This is a genomic window from Maribellus sp. YY47 (genome assembly GCF_023111095.1).
Lineage (GTDB): Bacteria > Bacteroidota > Bacteroidia > Bacteroidales > Prolixibacteraceae > Draconibacterium.
Window position 1 is genome coordinate 154,571 of sequence record NZ_JALGYW010000012.1, and the last position, 18,861, is coordinate 173,431.

Below are 18,861 nucleotides of genomic sequence, written 5' to 3' on the forward strand. Positions count from 1 at the left end.
TCCCTCTCTTTGTAAAACGAGGGAAAAGAGGGAGAGTCAGTCGTAAACAAAAGAATTATGCAATTTATGCCACGCATTGATTAATTTTAAGACAGGTTCAACACAAACAAAAACGGATTCTTATGGAAAATTTCAGAACCGAAATAAAATGGTCCATCATTTTTACGCTCGTCATGTTGCTGTGGATGGTGGCCGAACGATTCACTGGACTTCACAGTACAAACATTGAATATCACTACATCGTTACCAATTTTTTTGTTATCGTAGCTGTTTTGGTTTACGTCTTTGCCTTGCTCGAGAAACGCAAGAAAGACTTCGGCGGAAAAATGAACTGGATTCAGGGTTTTATCTCGGGCCTGATTCTTACTCTGGGAATCATCATACTCACTCCCTTTGCTCAATACATTACGGTGGAAGTTATCACTCCGGATTATTTCAAAAACATGATCGCCTATGTGATTGAAAAAGGGGAAATGAGCCGGGAACAAGCGGAAGCTGCCTTTAACCTGCGATCTTATATGATACAAAGTGTTATGTCCGCTCCGCTTATGGGCTTGTTTACATCCGCCATTGTTGCCATTTTTACCCGGAAGAAATAAAGGCCATTGGGGCCGTAAAACCAGAATGAATCACAAATACAGGAAATGATTTCGGTTTTCGCGAATTAGTCCTATTTTCAATGGCAAATTTAAATGCCCATGAAATTCTATATTTCCTGTATTATTCTCACGTTTTTTACATTGACAATGGCGGCACAATCATCTCTTGAATTCGACAAAAAGAAAGCCGAATACCTGTATCATTTCGCTTACGAATGCATCGATCAGGAATATCCGAATAAACCCAACGGTGTGTTGGGTGACGATAGTTTTTTGCTGCCGCCGCGCGAAATTCACCCGGCCTTTTACGGGTGTTTCGACTGGCATTCTTCGGTTCACGGACACTGGACACTGGTTACGCTCCTCTCCCGTTTTCCCGATTTTGAGTACCGGGATGAAATCATCGGAAAACTTCAGAAAAACCTTACCCGCGACAATATTCTGAAAGAAATTGAATATTTCAACGACGGGCAAAATGCAACCTATGAGCGCACTTACGGCTGGGCCTGGCTACTAAAACTCGACGAGGCATTACGAAACTGGGATACCCCTGAGGCCAAAGAAATGCAGGAAAACCTCTCTCCTCTTGTAGACTTATTAGCAGACAAATTTGTTGAATTCCTTGATAAACTGAGATATCCGATCCGTATTGGCGAACACAGCAACATTGCCTTCGGAATGTCGTTCGCTTACGATTGGGCACAAAAATATCATCCGCAGCTGGCTGAAGAGATCCGGAAAAAAGCGATGGAATATTACAGCGACGATTGCGAATGTCCGCTTACCTGGGAACCCGGTGGTTTCGATTTTCTGTCGCCCTGTCTGCAGGAGGCCTCACTTATGCAGAAAATAATGCCCAAAAAGGATTTTGAGAAATGGATGAAAAAGTTTCTTCCCGGTTTTGAAAAGAATCCGGCCAAATACTTGCAAATCGCAGAAGTAACCGACCGCAGCGATGGCAAACTGGCTCATCTCGACGGCTTAAATTTTAGCCGTGCCTGGTGCCTTTTTGAAATGGGGAAAGGCTTAAACAATCAAAAAATGATTGATCTGGGCGTTTCGCACTTTAATTACAGTTACGAAAAAATGGATTCGGGAGAATATGCCGGGGCACACTGGCTGGCCTCTTTTGCGACGTATGCGTTAACAAAGTATGAAAGAATGAAGGACTGAGGGACTGAATGCTAAAATGCTTTAATTAGCTGCAAGCCTTTTTTTACTTTAAACTGTGTTGCCTATCGCTTTTTGCTTTTTACCTATTTTTAGGATTGAATGACTGAAATTAAAAAAATTGAGACTGAGACTGTCAACTTTCTTTGAACATTGAAATCTGAACTTTAAACTCACAAAAATGGATTTACAGATACAAGATAAAGTTTTTATGGTGGCTGCTTCGAGCAAAGGTCTTGGATTTGGGATTGCCCGCGAGTTGGCACGAAACGGAGCCACGGTTTGCATTGCCAGCCGCACGAAAGCTGATGTGGAAAAAGCAGCTGAAAAGCTCCGTTCTGAAACAGATGCCAACGTTTATACTTCTGTGGCAGACATGGCCAATCCGGATTCGATTCGGAACTGGGTATTAGATGTTGCAGCAGCTTTTGAACGAATCGACGGACTGGTGGCAAATGCAGGTGGTCCGCCTCCCGGAAATTTTGACGATTTTGACGACCAACACTGGGAAGCCGCTTTTAACCTGACGCTCATGAGTGCGGTGCGTTTGATTCGCGGCGTACTTCCAACTATGCGCGTGGGCAGTGGCGGTTCAATTCTCACTATTACTTCGCTATCAGTAAAAGAACCCATCAACGGACTGCTGCTTTCCAATGTTTTTCGCTCGGGAGTAACGAGCTTGGTAAAAAGTCTGGCCAACGAACTGGCGCATGAAAATATCCGGGTAAACAACCTCGTTCCCGGTCGAATTGATACTGACCGTGTAAAAGCTCTCGATCAAAATATTTCGGAAAAATCGGGAGTCGCAGTTCACGAAATAAAACAAAAGTTTGAAGCCAGTATCCCACTCGGAAGATATGGAACCATCGAAGAATTTGGCAAAGCAGGCGCTTTTCTGCTTTCTCCGGCTGCCTCGTACATCACCGGGGTAAGTCTTGCTGTGGATGGAGGAATTTTAAAAACAGTCTGGTAACATGCGTACTTTATCGACCCTGATTTCGCTCTGTTTTGCCTTTTGTTTTTTTGTTGCAAAGGCTCAAAATCATCAGCAACGATTTGAAAGTCTCGACGTGCAACACTATCGTTTTGAAATTTCGATTAATGATGATAACGACGAAATAATTGGAAAAACAACTGTTCTCATTCATTTTCTTAAAGCGGCCAACGAAATTGAACTCGATCTGAATGCATTTGATCCCGCCACCGGGAAAGGCATGAAAGTGAAAAAAGTCTATTCTAAAACGGAAGGACTTGAATTTTCACAAACCACACAGCAACTGATCATTAAAACCGGAAAAGCAATAAAAGCCGGAGAATCGTTTGAATTGACCATTGAATATTCGGGAGTACCTGCCGACGGACTGATCATTGCTCAAAATCGGTACGGAGACCGCACTTTTTTTGGTGATAACTGGCCCAACCGTGCCCACTTCTGGCTGCCAACCATCGATCATCCTTCAGATAAAGCAACACTCGAGTTTCTTGTAAATGCCCCCGATCATTACAAAGTTGTCTCTAATGGTTATCTGTTTGAGGAGAAAGAACTCGGTAATCAGCAAAAACTCACCCACTGGAAAGAAAGTATCCCTTTGTCGACAAAAGTGATGGTATTTGGAGCAGCCGATTTTGCAGTGGGTAACGACACCATCTGGAACCAAATCCCGGTTAGTTCGTGGGTTTTCAGGGAAAACAAGGAAAAAGGTTTTGCAAACTACCGCTACGGAACAAAAGCGCTCGAATACTTCTCTGAATTGATCGGACCTTATTCGTATGAAAAACTCGCACATGTTCAATCCAAAACACGGTACGGAGGAATGGAAAATGCCAGTTGTATTTTTTACAACGAAAATAGCGCCATCTCCGACAGAAGCCAGGAAGACCTGTTTGCACACGAATTGGCACATCAGTGGTTTGGTAATTCTGCCACCGAACAGAACTGGCACCACGTCTGGCTGAGCGAAGGTTTTGCCACATACCTCACCCATGTTTATAATCAGCACTTTTATGGGGATGAAATGTTTCGGGAGGGATTGAAAAAGGACAGGGAGCGGGTGATCGCCTATTTTCACCGTTCTCCGGCACCAATCATCGACACCACGGTTACCGAATACATAAAGCTGTTAAATGCCAATTCGTACCAAAAAGCAGGTTGGTTTTTACACATGCTGCGCCACAAACTGGGCAATGATGTCTTTTTTGCCGGACTAAAAAAATACTACGGAGAATATCAAAACAAAACTGCCCTTACTTCCGATTTCAGAAAAGTAATGGAAGAGGTTTCCGGAGAAAATCTTCAGCATTTTTTTGACCAATGGTTGCGGCAGGCCGGACATCCGGAGATAAAATGGAGCTGGCACCAGGAGAATAACCGCTCAGTTGAACTTAAGGTTGCACAAATAGAGCAACAGGCAGTGTTCGTATTTCCGCTGGAAGTACGGGTTGTTTATAAAGACAACACCCAGGAGATTGTCCAGGTAAACGTCGACAAGAAATCAAATTCGTTCTTAATTCCGGTTCAAAAAAAAGTGACAAAACTGGAACTCGATCCGGAAGTTAAGCTGCTGTTTGATCGGGCAAATTAGAGCTATTTACATTTCTGCGGATAAGCGAACCATATGTTATAATCAAAATCCACACTCGTCTATATCAAATTGGCTGAACAAGTTGGAAAGACTCTCCAACGACTGAGAAACCCCATTGAAAAGGGCAAAAAAAGCGCCTGAACTTAGGCGCTTTTAATTAATCAGTAGAGTTGTTCTACCTTTATTGTAAAGGTAATAGTTGGTATATAATCAAGGCGTTTTACGAACATCAACCGAATTTAAAAAATCACTATCACTAAAACCAATCATCTAAAATCCGTAGATATTAATTCCTCCTAATACCATATTATTTACAGCGCCTGACACACCTACATATTTGAGAAACCAGGCTATTATAGGAGAAAATTCATAAAACTGTTTACTTCACTAACGTTCCCCAAAAACTGATTTCGGCAAGCAAAACACGTGGGGGCTGGGTCGGATTGAAGTTTTCGAGGCTTCTGAACCGGATATACCTTACCGTTGCATCGGGATCAACCCCGTCGCCCGGCACAAATTCAAAATCTAACCCTCTGTCGGATAGCGCTATGTCTTCCGAAGTAGGGGCTTCCCAAGGATCTTTAATCCCGTTTCCTGACGGTTGCACACATTCAAATTTGCCCAAAAGTGTCCAGCTATCATCCAGGCTGCCATCCGGATTTGGGTTTAATGAGCCGTATATTTCAAATATCCTCGGATGCCCTTTGCTCCAACGGTCGTCATTATTGTTACGCGGCCACAGCTTCATCTTGCTCAGCTTTACCATTAAACCTAAATCCCATGTAAACGTACAAGGCAGGGTTACTGGATTTTCCGAGTGCATGAAATTGGTTGTGTTTCCGTCCCAAAAATTTGTTAGAGGAAAACTATTGTTCATTCCCATATCCCCCGGCAGCATATTGGAAGCCCAGGTAGCTTTGGGAACTTCTACTTCCGGGTCAATCATTGTTTGAACCGTAGTTGCCTGAAATACATCTATTGCCAGCGTGTCGGGTTTATACGTAGTGCTGTAAGACAAGGGCTCGTCAATGTCGAAGTATGGAAGCAGCGTTTCGGTATCCGATGGCCCGGCATCCACGCTTTGACTGGCGCCATCTGTATCAGTCCAGTTCACATGGATGCCTACTTCAGAACTTTCTGCTGTTCCCCAGTTCAGTTTAAGATCTTGTCCGTCGTAATATGTACTTTTCAACAAACGGTTTGCCAACATGCCTCTGTAATTATCGCCATACACCGTACCCAACACTTCAACCGGAATAGACTTATTTCCTTCATCGTCATAAGTGTGAATCATAAATGAATAGGTATTTTCAGCAATCGGGGCAATAACATAATTGACAGTGTCAATGTCTGCAGCTACAGACAATTCAACCGAGTCGGTGTAATTATTCCAGAATATTCTTGCTTTCTGGACCCTGGGATCGGTACCTCTCAACCACGATATTTTGATACGATTATCACCGGGATATACAATCGGATCCTGTGCAGGCCCCGGGTATATCAATCCGTTGGGAACGATATATTTTTCGTAAATATCCGTCTGGCTATCGCATGAAGAGAATCCTAAAATGACCCCAATAAGAATGACAAATATTATATTCTTCATCATAAATTATTTTAATAATGTAATTTTTAATTAACTAATTCTCCCCAGAAACTCAATTCCAAAATATGAACAGTTGAAAATGAGGCATTGGCATAGGTGGATATGGTCCTGAACCTGATATACCTGACAGGAGTAAAAGGGTTCGGGGCAAAATCGCTCACGCCAAATTCAAATTCAATACCTTCCTGTGCAAAAGCAATGTCTTCCTGGGTAATTTGGGTTCCGGAGCCGGACGGTTTCAGACTCTCAAATCGTCCGAGTGGTATCCAACTGTCGTCCATCTCTCCGGTTGGATTGGGCGAATTAGAGCCCCATATTTCAAATACCTTAGCATGTCCTCTCTTCCATCTGTCATCTGAATGATTGCGAGGCCAATATTTTAAACGACTTAATTTGACGGTTTTCCTCAAATCCCAGGTGAGGGTATGAGGAAGCATTTGGGTTTCCATACCATGAAATCCATCCTGATCGTAATTTTCATCCCATATTCTTGTTATTGGGTAACTAGAATTCACCGGAGGTATATCGCCGGTCAGGGTATAATTGCTCCAGGTGCTTTTAGGAATATACTCTTCAAACCACGGTGTCACCTTCGCAGTTATGGTATCGGAGTAATTACCCCATCTGTCCCGAATATACATCGAAAATTCTTGTTCTACGGGATCTAATCCATCAATACCGCGATAAGTGAAAGTTCCTTTTGGCATGGCGGTATAATAGGTAATTAACTCACTCATATAACCCAAATTCGCCGTATCTGCCATCAATACTATTGCCAGGTTTGCTTTTTCCGGATTTTCGAAATCGATAGCTACTCCTCCGAAAGTATCTCTGAACTTTTTGGTTGCCAGTTGCACAGGCGCTGTCGTTGGGTTGATTTGCACGACAAGTGGTTCAGAGGCTTTTTCGTTTTTTCCTACAGAATACAGTTTAACATCATAAATATCCGGGGCGCCGAACCCTTCTAAAACTAAGGAATCTTTTACATACGACGATTTTGTTTCGCGTACCACACCCGGTTTTATTTCATATTCGGCTCTTACATAAAGCAAGTTCTTATCTAAAGGTAATGTATATCTCAATACTGCCCCTCCCGGTTTGTTGTCTACGGTTACATTTGTTACCTGACCGGGTGCAGGTGCGGTATCGTCAATAAAATCAATACGTCCCTCTTCCTCGCAACTAATCCCGATAATCGACATTAGTAAAATAATGATATATATAATTCTCTTTTTCATGATGTAATATTTTAATTGTTACCATCCAATATTTTGTACTAAGTTTGGATTCGTTTCAATATCGCTGGTCCTGATAGGCCAGAAATAATCACGAATGCCGAACGTCTGTTCTAACAAAAGCTGCGGTTGGTACATCATTCTGTTAACTTCTTCTTCTGTTCCATCAATAATGGATACCATCATGTTCCATCCTTGCAGGGGGGTATGGTACTCCGTTGGGGCAGTTTTCCACCGACGTATATCCCAGAACCGTTGTCCTTCGAATGAAAGTTCAATCAAGCGTTCCTTTTGTACAATTTCACGCATACCAGCCTGGGTATTATACTTTTGGTTGTTGGTATATGTATCCCACGATTCCTTCACTCCTTTTAAACCGGCTCGGGCGCGAACCAGGTCGATATACTGGAACAGTTCGGCACTATTGGCCCCGTTAGGTCCTTCGGCTTCGTTTATTGCTTCGGCATATAAAAGGTATAGATCGCTTAACCGCATGACAGGCCATGCATAACTTGGTGAAGAAATACTGTTAATCGCGTTAAGTTGGGCTTCATAAGGAATGAATTTTTTAGGAATATAGCCTGTCCAGAGACCCTGTCCTTCGGTACCATCTGTTTCACCTATTTTAAATCCAAGATATCTCAACGATGAAGCGTCCTTATCATTATATTGACCTGCACCGAACCACACACCACCATCGAATCCTACCCATGCATAAAAACGGGGTTCACGGTCGAAATGCATATCTACAGTGGTTCTTCCCTGCCGAATATAAAGCCTGTCCTTTGCCTGTGCCGTTCTTAAATTGTATTTATCTCCAATATTTCGCGTCTTATCTTCTTCAAACGGTACTCCATTCGCAGTATAAAACATTTCAGCAATTTTGATTGGCATACCCAACCATTTACAAATGTCATTGCTATTGATATAACTCGGGTTCAACTTAGGCATTGATGCATGTATCATTCCACCACTGGAAGGAATTGAAATCATTTGCGTGTTTGCCCAGATTATTTCACTGTTCGAACGCAGGTTAAAAGCATTCCGAAGGGTTACGTTCAGCACGGTTGTATCGTTGAACCTGCCGGCCGCGTCTTCATATGTATATAGCATGATTCCTGCCTCTTGGCAAATATCAATGGCTGCTTTGCATGCGGCCATTGCCGAATCCCATTTTTCGGGTATGAATGTTGTATTAAACAGGGGGGTGCCGTCATGATTCATCAATGTTGCCTGATCGTTATTACCGTTGAACAAAGGACTTGCTGCCGTTACCAGTACTTTTGCCTTCAGCGAAAGGGCAATGGGCTTGGTAATGCGCCCATAATCGCTTGCCGGATCGAGCACAATCGTGGGAAGTATGTCGCCTTCGCAGGCTTCGTCCAGTAACTGCACAATATAATCGAAACATTCGTCAACCGGTTCGCGTTCTACCTTTACAGAATATACATCCGCATCCACCGACATATTTTCACGGATCAGGGGTACCGGGCCATACATCTGTACCAGGCTGAAATGGTAATAAGCCTTTAAAACTTTTACCTCGGCAGTCCACTGTTCACGCTCCCAGGCTTGCAGGTCGGGGACCAAATCGACATTTTCCAAAAAAGTATTGCAAACGCGTAACGCCTGGTACATATTTGCCCATCTCGAAAGCACCGGGCTGGTAGCGTTTTGGTTACCCTCGCTTATGTCAAGACCGGCAAGGGAGAAACGGTTGGAAAAATGAGTGGTCCTCCTGGTCCATATATCGTCGCCACCTAATGTGGCAGGGTCGCTCGAGCCTCCATTTTTCGGCATGTACGAATAGCAGGTTGACAAATATTTAATGGCTTGCGCTCTCGAATTGAATGCCATATCCAGGGTAGCAACACCGTCAGGCACCACGTCCAACCAATCACTGCAAGCCGTTAAGCTCATTATTGCAACAACTAATATTATCTTTATTTTTTTCATGTTACTTATTCTTAGTTAGTTAAAAGAAAGGTTTACTCCAAAGCTAAACACTCTCTGGTTAGGATATCCCAATCCGTTACCGGCCATTTCCACGTCCCACATTTTAAATTTGCTGAAAAGAAGCAGATTGGTTCCGCTGACATAGAACCTGAGATTTTCCATTTTTATTTTTTCAGTGACTCGTTTGGGTACTGTATAACCAAGCTCCATCTGTTTAAGGCGCAGAAAACTGCCATTGCGCATAAACCAGGTACTTGTTGCAATATTATTTGAGTTTAATGTCGGGCTTAACCTTGGCCATAGCGCATACACATCTTGATTTTCTTCAGACCAATAGCTGTCGGCATAGTCCTGGAGAATTTGGGCGTCATTGATAAAGGGCGCCGTACTGCCGGCACTAATCCAAAACGATTGTCGGGCCGCCCCCTGGAAAAATACCGAAAAATCAAATCCTTTAAATCCCGTTGAAACCCCAAATCCATAAACAATTTCAGGAACTGTAGGATAGCCTAAAGGAACCCTGTCGGCTTCGGTAATTTTACCATCGCGGTTTACATCCAGGTATTTGATGTCGCCTCCGCCATATTGTGAAGTACCTATTAATTGCGGTGGCGCACTGGCCGCTTCTTCATCGTCCACAAAAAGCCTTTCGGCAATATACCCGGTTACCTGGTTTAACGACATGCCCACCCTTGAGCGCCAGGGTTCGTTGTATTCCGGTTCTTCATACACATCATACCGGCTGGCGGCGTAAGTAAAATTTGCACGTGCCGATGTCCAAAAACTGTTGTTCCAGCTTTTCTGGTATTCCAATGTCATATCTACACCTTTGCCCGACGCTTCGCCTACATTTGCCCTTGGGGTTGCCGTCAGACCCATTGTGTTGGGAATACTTGACCTGGTCATCAAAATATTGTCTCTTTTCTCCGTAAAATACTCGGCAATAATATTCAGTTCGTTCCACAAACCTATTTCGAGGGCAAAATTTTGTTTATACGATTTTTCCCATGATATATACGGATTGGCATAACGGTTTATAGTGATTCCGTTATATCTCGTGTTGTATTCCTCTCCGAAAACAGCTGCCCTTCCGCTATCATCCATATTCACTTCCGAGAGATAAAAGAACCGGTCGTAAGCGCTGCCTATCTGGTCGTTCCCGATTAAACCGTAGGAATAGCGCAGTTTCAGGTTGTTGACAACGGGTTTCATATTTTCCCAGAATTCTTCGTTGGATATGAGCCACGCAGCGCCTACCGACGGGAAAAAGCCGAAACGGTTTTTTTTATCAAAACGTTCGCTTCCGTTATATCCAAAGTTAAATTCGGCAAAATAACGGGAGTTGTACGAATAGGTTGAACGCCCAGACAAACCTAAATTCCTGGAGGGGAGCGACAATTGTAACGAACCTGTGTTTGCGTTTAAGGTCTCCCGCGCCTGGAATACCAATAGATTGCTGATGTTATGTTTCCCGAAATCACGCACATGGTTCAAACTTCCTTCAAAATAAAACGAGGAATTTTGTTCTCTGTCCCCGGGCAATTCAGAGTATCCTAAATATTCGGTACCTATGTGTGTTTCAATCAATTTGTAATCCCCGGTCAGTCGGTTATAGTTCCTGATTTCATAATAAAACGGATTATATGACCTGTTGACAGCAAATTGAGATAAACGGCTGACATTCAACATACCCCTGGCAGACAGCCCCTGGGTAATGAAAGCCAAATCCTGTTTCAGTTCTACCTGTGCCAATATCTGCGAGCGCGACTTTTCCTTGTACCCACGAACCATTTCAGCATAGGGATTGGTTTTACTATTGTTATAGTTACCGAATAAAATATGTTTTGCATACTGGAATTCATCATCAGCAGGGTAATAAGCAGGGAAAAGCACCGGATTGGAATGCACCATTAAATTGTACATCTCGGTCCCTCCCTGCAAGGGGCCCCTGTAATCTTCGAAATTAGCACTCAAACGTAAAATCAATTCTGTAGTTTTGGTTACGTCAATATTTACATTCGAACGCAAATCGTAATTATTAATGGCTATGTTGTTGTTGAAATTATTGCGTTGATCAACTTTCAGTATCCCGTTGTCGCGGTTAAACGACCCGGCAACATAATAACGCGCAACCCCGCCGCCGCCACTGACATTCAGGTTAAAACGCTGGTTCATGGTATAATTTTTAAACAACATTTCTTTCCAGTCGTTTGCGGGATAAATAAGCGGATACTTGCCGGCCTCAGTATTCTCTATCTTTTCCTGCGAATACAAGATGGTCCCTAAAGGATCCCGGGTAAGGATCGCTTCGTTATGCATTTTCATGTAGGTTACCGGGTCGGCTATTTTAACGGTTTGCGTGGGAGCTGACAGAGAATTTTCGGCACGGAATGAAATTTTTGCGGGCCCAACCTTTCCCTGTTTAGTTGTTACCAAAATAACTCCATTCGCACCGCGGGCGCCGTATAATGCAGTTGCGGTAGCATCTTTCAGTATTGAAAAACTTTCAATGTCGTCAGGACGCAGGCGGGCGAGATCGGTTGATGTGAGTTCTACGCCGTCAATTAATATTAATGGGTTGGTATTGGTACCAAAAGTTGTGATACCACGTACAAAGAAGTCGGCATTATCCTGTCCGGGTTCGCCGCTCCGCTGATAGGCGATTACCCCTGCCATATTACCGGCGAGCGCCGTGGTCAGGTTACTCGAAGGTACTTTTAAATCTTTTGGGTTCACAGTAGAAATGGCGCCGATTACGCTCTCCTTCTTTTGCCTTCCGAAAGCAACCACAGTAACATCTTCAAGTTCCTGGGATGTGTCTTTCAATACTATATCTATCTTTGTTTGATCACCAACCTCAATAATCTGGCTTTCCATTCCAATAAATGAAAAGACCAGTTTATCGGTTGGCTTAACTTCTATTGAGAAGGTACCATCGCTATCGGTAATCACACCTTTAGTTGTTCCTACAATGGTTATTGTAACGCCCGGCAATGGTCTATTTTCACTGTCAACCACCTTTCCCTTAACCGCTTTTTCCTGTGGAAATACGGTAGGAGTTGTCAACTTGTCATTTGTTTCTTTCTTTCCGATAACAATTTGCCGGTCAAGTATTTTGTAGGTTTTATTCGTGGATTCAAAAACCTCGTCGAGAATTTTTTCAATCGACTTGTTTTTTGCACTGATGGTTATTCCGTTAAAATCAGAAATTCCATCGTAATAAACGAAGATAAATTCACTTTGACTTTCAACTGCATCCACAAAATCTTTAAACGATGCATCTTTCAGATGCAAAGACAAAGTCGTACTTTGTGAATACACACTTTTCCCCAGAAGTGTTGATGTTGAAATCAGGAGAAATAGCAGACATAGTTTCATAGCCAGCAATAATTTTCTTTGGCTTCCTATACAGGAAATCCAATGCTTGTTTTTTTTCATAAGTTTGCTTGTAGTTTTAATTAGCTTTAATTTCAATTCTAAAGTCGGGTTAAAACAAGGGCAGGAATAGTACCAGTAAACCTGCCCTATTTTTCTAGGTTTTTCTCATTTAGGTTTATTTTAGTTTAATGATTATTTCTTCATTTTCGTCGGAATAACTCACCGGAGCTGAAAAACAAATAACATCCAAAACACGATGATAATCAGACCTCAAGTCCAGCTTACCAGTCATTGTCAGCATTTTTGCTTTCTTATCATGAAAGGAAATAGTTAAGTTATAATATCTTGAGAGTTTGGCGGCAATTCGATCAATAGACTCGTTGTTGCAATACAACCATTCGTCTTTCCACGAAATAAATTCACGGACATCGACAAATTCTCGTTCTATGTAATTTCCGGATTTATTGAGTGTCAGTTTCTCCCCCTTCTCCATCGTAAGTCTGTCTTTCTTAATTTGGGTTTCAACACTTCCCGTCACCAGAACAACTGCATGGTTATTCTCCTCAGGATAAGCACTAACATTAAACTCGGTACCCAGCACTTTTACCGACATTTGGTCGGTTTTTACATAAAAAGGGAGTTCCTGATTATGAGCCACCATAAAATAAGCTTCGCCTTTCAGATATACCTCACGTTTTTCTCCTGAAAAAACAACAGGAAATATTATGTGGCTTCCGGAGTTCAGAATAACCTTCGTTCCATCCGATAAAAATAGCTTTGATCGCTTTCCATAAGGAACTGCCAACTGGTTAAACCGCTGGGTTGATCCTTCTGTGCTGCCAGAAAGTTCTTCCATTACCAATGAAGAATCGACTCTGATAGCCCCGGTTTCCAAGCAGTCAAAAGACGGTTGTTTGCTGGTGAACATTTTGGTTTGCCCATCCGACAAAAACAAGGTTACACCATCCTGACTTAGCACCTTTGCTGCAAGTTGTTCATAATCTATTTCGCTTGTTTTTGTCTCCAGGTAAAATATACCTGCCAGACCGAGAATCAGGATTATTGTAGCAGCTATTGTCCACGAATTAATCAGCTTCTTTCTAAGCGGCTTTTTATCCAAATCAGCTTCGATGTTATTCCAAATCTCACGAACACTGTCTTCATCAATCACCTTTTTTTGCCGCTGAAATTTAGATATAACTAACCGGGCTTTTTCGAATTCATTGTTAATCAAAGGATTCCTCATCAAAAAATGCTGCCAAAATTGATCTGATTCGGGAGTTGGATTCTTAACCCATTCAATAAAGTATGAGTTAGTAATTAATTCTTGAAAATTTCCAGGCAGTTTAGTTTCCATCAAGCTAGTTTTATAATACAATGGAGAAATAATCAATTTTGTAACCATTTAAATTGATTTTTTTTTCGAGAGGAGAATCGGGCTACTGAAATAATCAGGAAATGAATACTATCGGGTGTAGAGTTGGGAAATAAAAAGAGAATCTAATAATTGCACGGCGCTTACCTCTTTTTGCCGCCACCGATGGTTAAAACGAGAAGAACCACTAACTCTTCCTTATTTAATATTACCCTCAACTTTAGGATAGCTCTGGATACTAAATTTCGTGAAGTTTGATAATTCAAATCCATCACCTTTGCCAATTCATCGTAACTTAATCCTGCTACGTATTTTAAATGAATGGCTTCTCTTTGTCTGGGAGTCAACTCTCGAAGGGCATTTCTAAGACTTTGCAGAGTTTCCTCCACAGCGATATCTTCCTCCTCTTCGCGTATTTCCAGGACAAAAGGTAAATACTCAATATTCAGACTATTACTTGGTGCATCTTTGCGCAGCTTTCGAATAATAATCCTTTTGAGCACAACCATTAAATAGGGCAATATCTTATCCGTTGAACTAAGTCTGGTTCGTGTATTGTAAATTTCAATAAACAAATCATGAATACAATCCTTCACAATTTCTTCATCCGAACAAAAACTCCTTCCATAGGCAAACAGATCCTGAATCGATCTTTCATAGATCATTTTAAAGGAATTCCCATCACCGGATAAAAAACTCTCCCACAACTTTCGGTCTGATAGCATGGCTGTTAGCTTTTTGAGAACATCAAAACTATGGAACTTATACAAAACTGCATCCTGTGGTGTCGGATATCGTGAAATCTGATTAAATTGATACCATTACGTTTTTCGAGTGGAAAACGATTTTAAAATTCCACGGAAAGGTTCGGGTGAACCTCAATTTAAAATGAAATTTTATCTCAATTCCGGTTCAAAAAAAAGTGACAAAACTGGAACTCGATCCGGAAGTTAAGCTGCTGTTTGAGCTGGCAAATTAGGGTCACAAATGCTTTACCTTAACCGGTAAGCAATACCAAACGATAAATTAAGGAGCGATACTCCGGGATCCTTGTCCGGCTGAATATCAAGCTTCGTGTTAAACGTTTCCAAATTTGTCATAAAACTCCAGTTTTGGGCAAAATTGTACCGCAACATTATTCCGGCTTCAAAGCCCGTGCCGGTAGCTTCGTCTCTTTCGGAATAATCAAATTTCCGGGTTAACAGAACATAACCAAACATACCTTTAAAATCAAGTTCAAATTTTTCGTTTAGCGGGATAGAATAAAGCGGGCCGACCATTAATGCTCCAGCGCCCCACATTCCGTCTGTACCAAAATAATCGATCGGATTGGCAATACCGAACCACCCCGCCGTAATCCCCAGATTGTTCCAAAGTTTATATCCAAAATTTAAAAGACTGACGTTCGCACCCGTTTTAGCATACCCCTCATAAAACTGTCCACTACCCGCAAAGTCACCATAAGGAAACGAAGGGCCAATCATTATTCCGATATAGCCTTTTCTATCTGCTTCCTGCGCCATTGTGTTTATACTTAACAACAGAACAATCACCAGGTAAACAATCTTTTTCATAATGAATGTTATTATAGTTTGTACTCTCGAAAAATTCAAATAAACACGGAGTCAGTTGACAATTCAGCGCTTTGTATACGATTAAAACAAATGATAGTTATGAAATCCAGAAAGTTGTTTATTAAACAGTACAAATGATTAAAGAGCCCAGTATTAGAATATCTGCCGGTATTCATGCGCACTACGGGAAATTTGCGTCGGATGTTTTGCATGGAGACAAAAAAATCGCAACCGATAAAGATCAGTCGCGATTTTAAGTAAGGTGTGGGAAGAGCAGGACTCTCAAGCATAGCTGAACTATCAATAAATACTAATAGTTTAAACTTGTCTACCTTGTCTACTTTTGTCTGAAAGGTCCACAAAATGTCCAGTTTAACATAGAACACTTTTTGATTAATTTTCACAACTAGGTATTCTGAGGTATTTTGGCTAATTCTGAATATGGGAGCAGTCGCTCACGCATCAACATCTTGTTATCAAAATGTCGTGAAACTTCGATACTTTTATAAAAGAACTCATCTTTCCCATTGTAATTATATAGCTGAATTGCGATGCAATTCTCATGTTCGAAAATTGTTTTTAATAATGTCCGATCAGACAATCCACAGGAGTGACCAAGTACAAAGACTTCGAAATCACTTTGTTCAAGAAAATTTAGTAGATTATGGTAGTTATTTGTCTGCGGATATTTGAAAGATTTTATCATTCTAAGATATTCCGGATTATTAGAGTTTTCCAAAGCTTTGTATTCTTCTCCGGTATCATCACCATATCCAAATATTATTGGATTATCATCACTTCCAACCGAACCGTGGATAAAGATTTCATAAGTATCAATGTTCCGAAATTGATATCCAGCGATATTTATAAATTTAGTAATCGTATTAGTATAGTTAAAATTTAAAAACAGTATCGATGACGGTAAAGTGTTATTCTTCTGAATTTTTATAAGATTTCGAAGACTAATTGGTATTGATCCACTCAATGCAATAGCCAAATTCCGAAAGTGATCATAATGATCTTCTGTTACTCCTTTTTGAACCTCTATAATATATGCATTAAGATGTTCTAATAATACATCCATTGATTGATTAAGTTGCCTTATTTTATCTCTTCCAGTTCCAGAATGATATTTATTTAGCAATGTATAATAAACACTTTCAATATCAACCCATCTCCCTCTTTGATGGTGTTTAATTAAAGTTCTTAGTAGTTCACTGTGAAATGAAACTGCAAGATGATCTTGTAAAAACTTAACAACAGAATCAATGTTTTCTTCATCTTTAATATGATTGTATAAGCTGCCATAATAACCTGGAGCATTGGTAAATCGTTCGTCTATTGAGAATAATTCATTACCTGACGGATAATCAAGCAACTGAGTTTCACAATTTTTTTTCAGGTAGTAAAGTAAGAAATCTGAGTACCGAGTATTTAACCCAAGTGCAAGATCAAAGCCATTTCCGACGAGTATGATTCGGTTATATACATTTTCTGGAATTTGAAAGGAAGATTGCTTGTTCATTAGTTGAAATCTGATGTGATTTTACAGGATGGTTATTTTATTACCTCAAATGTACAAAAGAATTGAACAGATGATGTAGTTCACATAAATAGGTATTATAGGACAAAATAATGATGGAAAAGAGAAAATGATTGAAAGGAAAATAAAAAGATCAGTTAGCGTCAATCGATTTTATCGGAAAGAAAAATGATTCTTTGGAGTTTATACTTTTCTGAACATATAAGGTATGTTTATAATAGTAAGTTAATTCGTCATTTTTTGCATGAAGAGAATTGTATTCAATTACTATTTCACATATCCAATCATTGTTAAAATAAAATTGTTTTGAAAGATCTTTATCAATGTATACCAAAAAAGGAGTTTTCTCTGTAGTTGGATAAATAATTGAGCCACTTGTATCAACATTTATATTACTAATTTTTTTTGCTTTATCAGAAATAAATCTTATTGATTTAATCACGTAATAGGCAGGTAGTTTACCATAATTATTAACTCCAAAATAAACCGTTGTATCAGAACTCATTGCAAAAGCGACAATGTTTAAAAATGGGCGATAATTTAAATCAAACTCTTTTTGCAATAGCTTCAGGTTTTGTTGATTAGTAGAATCTTGCTTCAACATTACATGAATACTCTCCTTTTGAAGGTTATTTGTTGAGCATTGCTGTATAACGGTAATGGAGGTAATTACGATTAACAAGATAGATAATAATCCATTTGCCCTGATTGTGGCTTTTGTATCAGGCGATACTTTATACCATTTAAAACTATTTCGTTCAATTAAATCAGCTAATTGCCGCCTTTCTTCCTGTTCACCGGAACTTAAATTGTTCCATTCCTCAAATGCTTCAAGAAATTTGTCACGTTTTTTTCTTTTACGGCGAAGAAGTCTGGGAACATTAAATTTCCATTTTGAACTGTTATTATCGGATTGGTTCAAATTAGCCATAGTTTAATTAACTAGATATTAACGACATATAAAATCTTCAGAACTTGATAACTTATTCTATCATATCAACGATTCTCTCTAGACTTGATATGCTGGTGGCTTTCAGAATCCCAGAGTTTTCTTTTGTATAGTATTGGGTCTTTGCCTCATTAATATGAACCACATCTTGCTGGATTCTATATCCAGATATAACTCCAATTAACTGAGTCCTAAGTTGACCGTCTTTTAGGATCATATTAAACACAGGACCACCTGAGAATCCTGGATTATTATGTCCATCGCCCCATATAATAAGAGTACTATCTTTATATTCAAGAGCAGATAAAGAAGCTTTTTTTACAAATGGCAGTGGCTTAGTATAAGAATTGTCGACCGATATGTCAGGTATCATTCCATATGGATAACCCGCAAAGAATATATCCTGACCTAATCCTATGTATTTTTCACCAATATCAAATGGATTTCCTGAGTTTACATTTTTGTACACGCAAATCACTGCAATATCGCTGAGAGAGTCATTGTCTGTATAAAAATCTCCTGATCCAATTTTCCACTCTTTATCCTGAAATGAAAAATAATCTATTCTAGTTCCATTGGCTGGTGGATTTTCAAAAATATGTTTTGCTGTTACAACAAGAAACCTTTTTTGTATAGTAACATAAAAGCACGAGGCTTTTTTCCCATTATATACAAACGGCATAACTCTTAACCAAGCGTCTCCGTTTGGAATATTCTTGTTGTCAGGAGATGGCCCATATACAGGATTTTGAGCAACAGTAGAAAAGAATTGACTAGTCCTAAATAAGCGTTACAGATTATTGGACTAAGTTAATAGATTCACAGACCGTTTCAAAGCTAGCTTTGAAACGGTCTGTTCTTTTATAGCTTTTAATTTTAATGGTATCTTGTTTG

General features: G+C 40.4%; 14 protein-coding genes. 4 read left to right on the forward strand and 10 right to left on the reverse strand.

What is annotated here, in order from left to right; genetic code table 11:
* Positions 1 to 122: 122 nt before the first annotated feature.
* The 4 genes from MR764_RS11745 (at position 123) to MR764_RS11760 (ending at position 4,351) form a co-directional block, all read left to right on the forward strand.
* Positions 123 to 599, forward strand: a complete 477-nt coding sequence (locus MR764_RS11745; RefSeq protein ID WP_247979613.1) for a DUF4199 domain-containing protein — start codon at positions 123 to 125, stop codon at positions 597 to 599.
* A 99-nt stretch (positions 600 to 698) separates the two neighbouring features.
* Positions 699 to 1,772, forward strand: coding sequence for a DUF2891 domain-containing protein (locus MR764_RS11750; RefSeq protein WP_247979614.1), 1,074 nt, complete (start codon positions 699 to 701; stop codon positions 1,770 to 1,772).
* Positions 1,773 to 1,950: 178 nt separating this feature from the next.
* Entirely contained in the window at positions 1,951 to 2,742 is a 792-nt protein-coding gene (locus MR764_RS11755) for an SDR family oxidoreductase (protein ID WP_247979615.1), read from the forward strand.
* Between the two features lies 1 nt (position 2,743).
* Positions 2,744 to 4,351 carry a M1 family metallopeptidase gene (locus MR764_RS11760; RefSeq protein WP_247979616.1) on the forward strand — a complete coding sequence of 536 codons (1,608 nt, stop codon included), beginning with the start codon at positions 2,744 to 2,746 and terminating at the stop codon, positions 4,349 to 4,351.
* Between the two features lie 379 nt (positions 4,352 to 4,730).
* On the opposite strand, the gene MR764_RS11765 is transcribed toward MR764_RS11760, so the two are convergent.
* The 10 genes from MR764_RS11765 to MR764_RS11810 form a co-directional block, all read right to left on the reverse strand.
* A complete protein-coding gene (locus tag MR764_RS11765; protein WP_247979617.1) occupies positions 4,731 to 5,957 on the reverse strand; it encodes a DUF4998 domain-containing protein in 1,227 nt (408 codons plus the stop codon).
* Positions 5,958 to 5,983: 26 nt separating this feature from the next.
* Positions 5,984 to 7,195: a DUF4959 domain-containing protein gene (locus tag MR764_RS11770; protein ID WP_247979618.1), complete on the reverse strand. Its 1,212-nt coding sequence runs from the start codon at positions 7,193 to 7,195 to the stop codon at positions 5,984 to 5,986.
* Between the two features lie 18 nt (positions 7,196 to 7,213).
* Entirely contained in the window at positions 7,214 to 9,148 is a 1,935-nt protein-coding gene (locus MR764_RS11775; protein WP_247979619.1) for a RagB/SusD family nutrient uptake outer membrane protein, read from the reverse strand.
* A 15-nt stretch (positions 9,149 to 9,163) separates the two neighbouring features.
* Positions 9,164 to 12,526, reverse strand: coding sequence for a TonB-dependent receptor (locus tag MR764_RS11780; RefSeq protein ID WP_247979620.1), 3,363 nt, complete (start codon positions 12,524 to 12,526; stop codon positions 9,164 to 9,166).
* Between the two features lie 175 nt (positions 12,527 to 12,701).
* Entirely contained in the window at positions 12,702 to 13,883 is a 1,182-nt protein-coding gene (locus MR764_RS11785) for a FecR domain-containing protein (protein ID WP_247979621.1), read from the reverse strand.
* A 161-nt stretch (positions 13,884 to 14,044) separates the two neighbouring features.
* Entirely contained in the window at positions 14,045 to 14,626 is a 582-nt protein-coding gene (locus MR764_RS11790; RefSeq protein ID WP_247979622.1) for a sigma-70 family RNA polymerase sigma factor, read from the reverse strand.
* 267 nt (positions 14,627 to 14,893) lie between these two features.
* The gene (locus MR764_RS11795) at positions 14,894 to 15,475 is read right to left on the reverse strand and encodes an outer membrane beta-barrel protein (RefSeq protein WP_247979623.1); all 582 of its coding nucleotides are present in this window, start codon (positions 15,473 to 15,475) and stop codon (positions 14,894 to 14,896) included.
* A 406-nt stretch (positions 15,476 to 15,881) separates the two neighbouring features.
* The gene (locus tag MR764_RS11800) at positions 15,882 to 17,000 is read right to left on the reverse strand and encodes an AbiH family protein (protein WP_247979624.1); all 1,119 of its coding nucleotides are present in this window, start codon (positions 16,998 to 17,000) and stop codon (positions 15,882 to 15,884) included.
* A 151-nt stretch (positions 17,001 to 17,151) separates the two neighbouring features.
* The gene (locus MR764_RS11805) at positions 17,152 to 17,949 is read right to left on the reverse strand and encodes a hypothetical protein (protein WP_247979625.1); all 798 of its coding nucleotides are present in this window, start codon (positions 17,947 to 17,949) and stop codon (positions 17,152 to 17,154) included.
* A gap of 52 nt (positions 17,950 to 18,001) precedes the next feature.
* The gene (locus MR764_RS11810) at positions 18,002 to 18,649 is read right to left on the reverse strand and encodes a serine protease (protein ID WP_247979626.1); all 648 of its coding nucleotides are present in this window, start codon (positions 18,647 to 18,649) and stop codon (positions 18,002 to 18,004) included.
* Positions 18,650 to 18,861 lie beyond the last annotated feature (212 nt).

What these genes read in the sequence shown, in the direction of transcription:
- MR764_RS11745 (WP_247979613.1), top strand. Translation starts at nt 123, where the DNA reads ATGGAAAATTTCAGAACCGAAATAAAATGGTCCATCATTTTTACGCTC.
- MR764_RS11750 (WP_247979614.1), top strand. Translation starts at nt 699, where the DNA reads ATGAAATTCTATATTTCCTGTATTATTCTCACGTTTTTTACATTGACA.
- MR764_RS11755 (WP_247979615.1), top strand. Translation starts at nt 1,951, where the DNA reads ATGGATTTACAGATACAAGATAAAGTTTTTATGGTGGCTGCTTCGAGC.
- MR764_RS11760 (WP_247979616.1), top strand. Translation starts at nt 2,744, where the DNA reads ATGCGTACTTTATCGACCCTGATTTCGCTCTGTTTTGCCTTTTGTTTT.
- MR764_RS11765 (WP_247979617.1), bottom strand. Translation starts at nt 5,957, where the DNA reads ATGAAGAATATAATATTTGTCATTCTTATTGGGGTCATTTTAGGATTC.
- MR764_RS11770 (WP_247979618.1), bottom strand. Translation starts at nt 7,195, where the DNA reads ATGAAAAAGAGAATTATATATATCATTATTTTACTAATGTCGATTATC.
- MR764_RS11775 (WP_247979619.1), bottom strand. Translation starts at nt 9,148, where the DNA reads ATGAAAAAAATAAAGATAATATTAGTTGTTGCAATAATGAGCTTAACG.
- MR764_RS11780 (WP_247979620.1), bottom strand. Translation starts at nt 12,526, where the DNA reads ATGAAACTATGTCTGCTATTTCTCCTGATTTCAACATCAACACTTCTG.
- MR764_RS11785 (WP_247979621.1), bottom strand. Translation starts at nt 13,883, where the DNA reads ATGGAAACTAAACTGCCTGGAAATTTTCAAGAATTAATTACTAACTCA.
- MR764_RS11790 (WP_247979622.1), bottom strand. Translation starts at nt 14,626, where the DNA reads ATGCTATCAGACCGAAAGTTGTGGGAGAGTTTTTTATCCGGTGATGGG.
- MR764_RS11795 (WP_247979623.1), bottom strand. Translation starts at nt 15,475, where the DNA reads ATGAAAAAGATTGTTTACCTGGTGATTGTTCTGTTGTTAAGTATAAAC.
- MR764_RS11800 (WP_247979624.1), bottom strand. Translation starts at nt 17,000, where the DNA reads ATGAACAAGCAATCTTCCTTTCAAATTCCAGAAAATGTATATAACCGA.
- MR764_RS11805 (WP_247979625.1), bottom strand. Translation starts at nt 17,949, where the DNA reads ATGGCTAATTTGAACCAATCCGATAATAACAGTTCAAAATGGAAATTT.
- MR764_RS11810 (WP_247979626.1), bottom strand. Translation starts at nt 18,649, where the DNA reads ATGCCGTTTGTATATAATGGGAAAAAAGCCTCGTGCTTTTATGTTACT.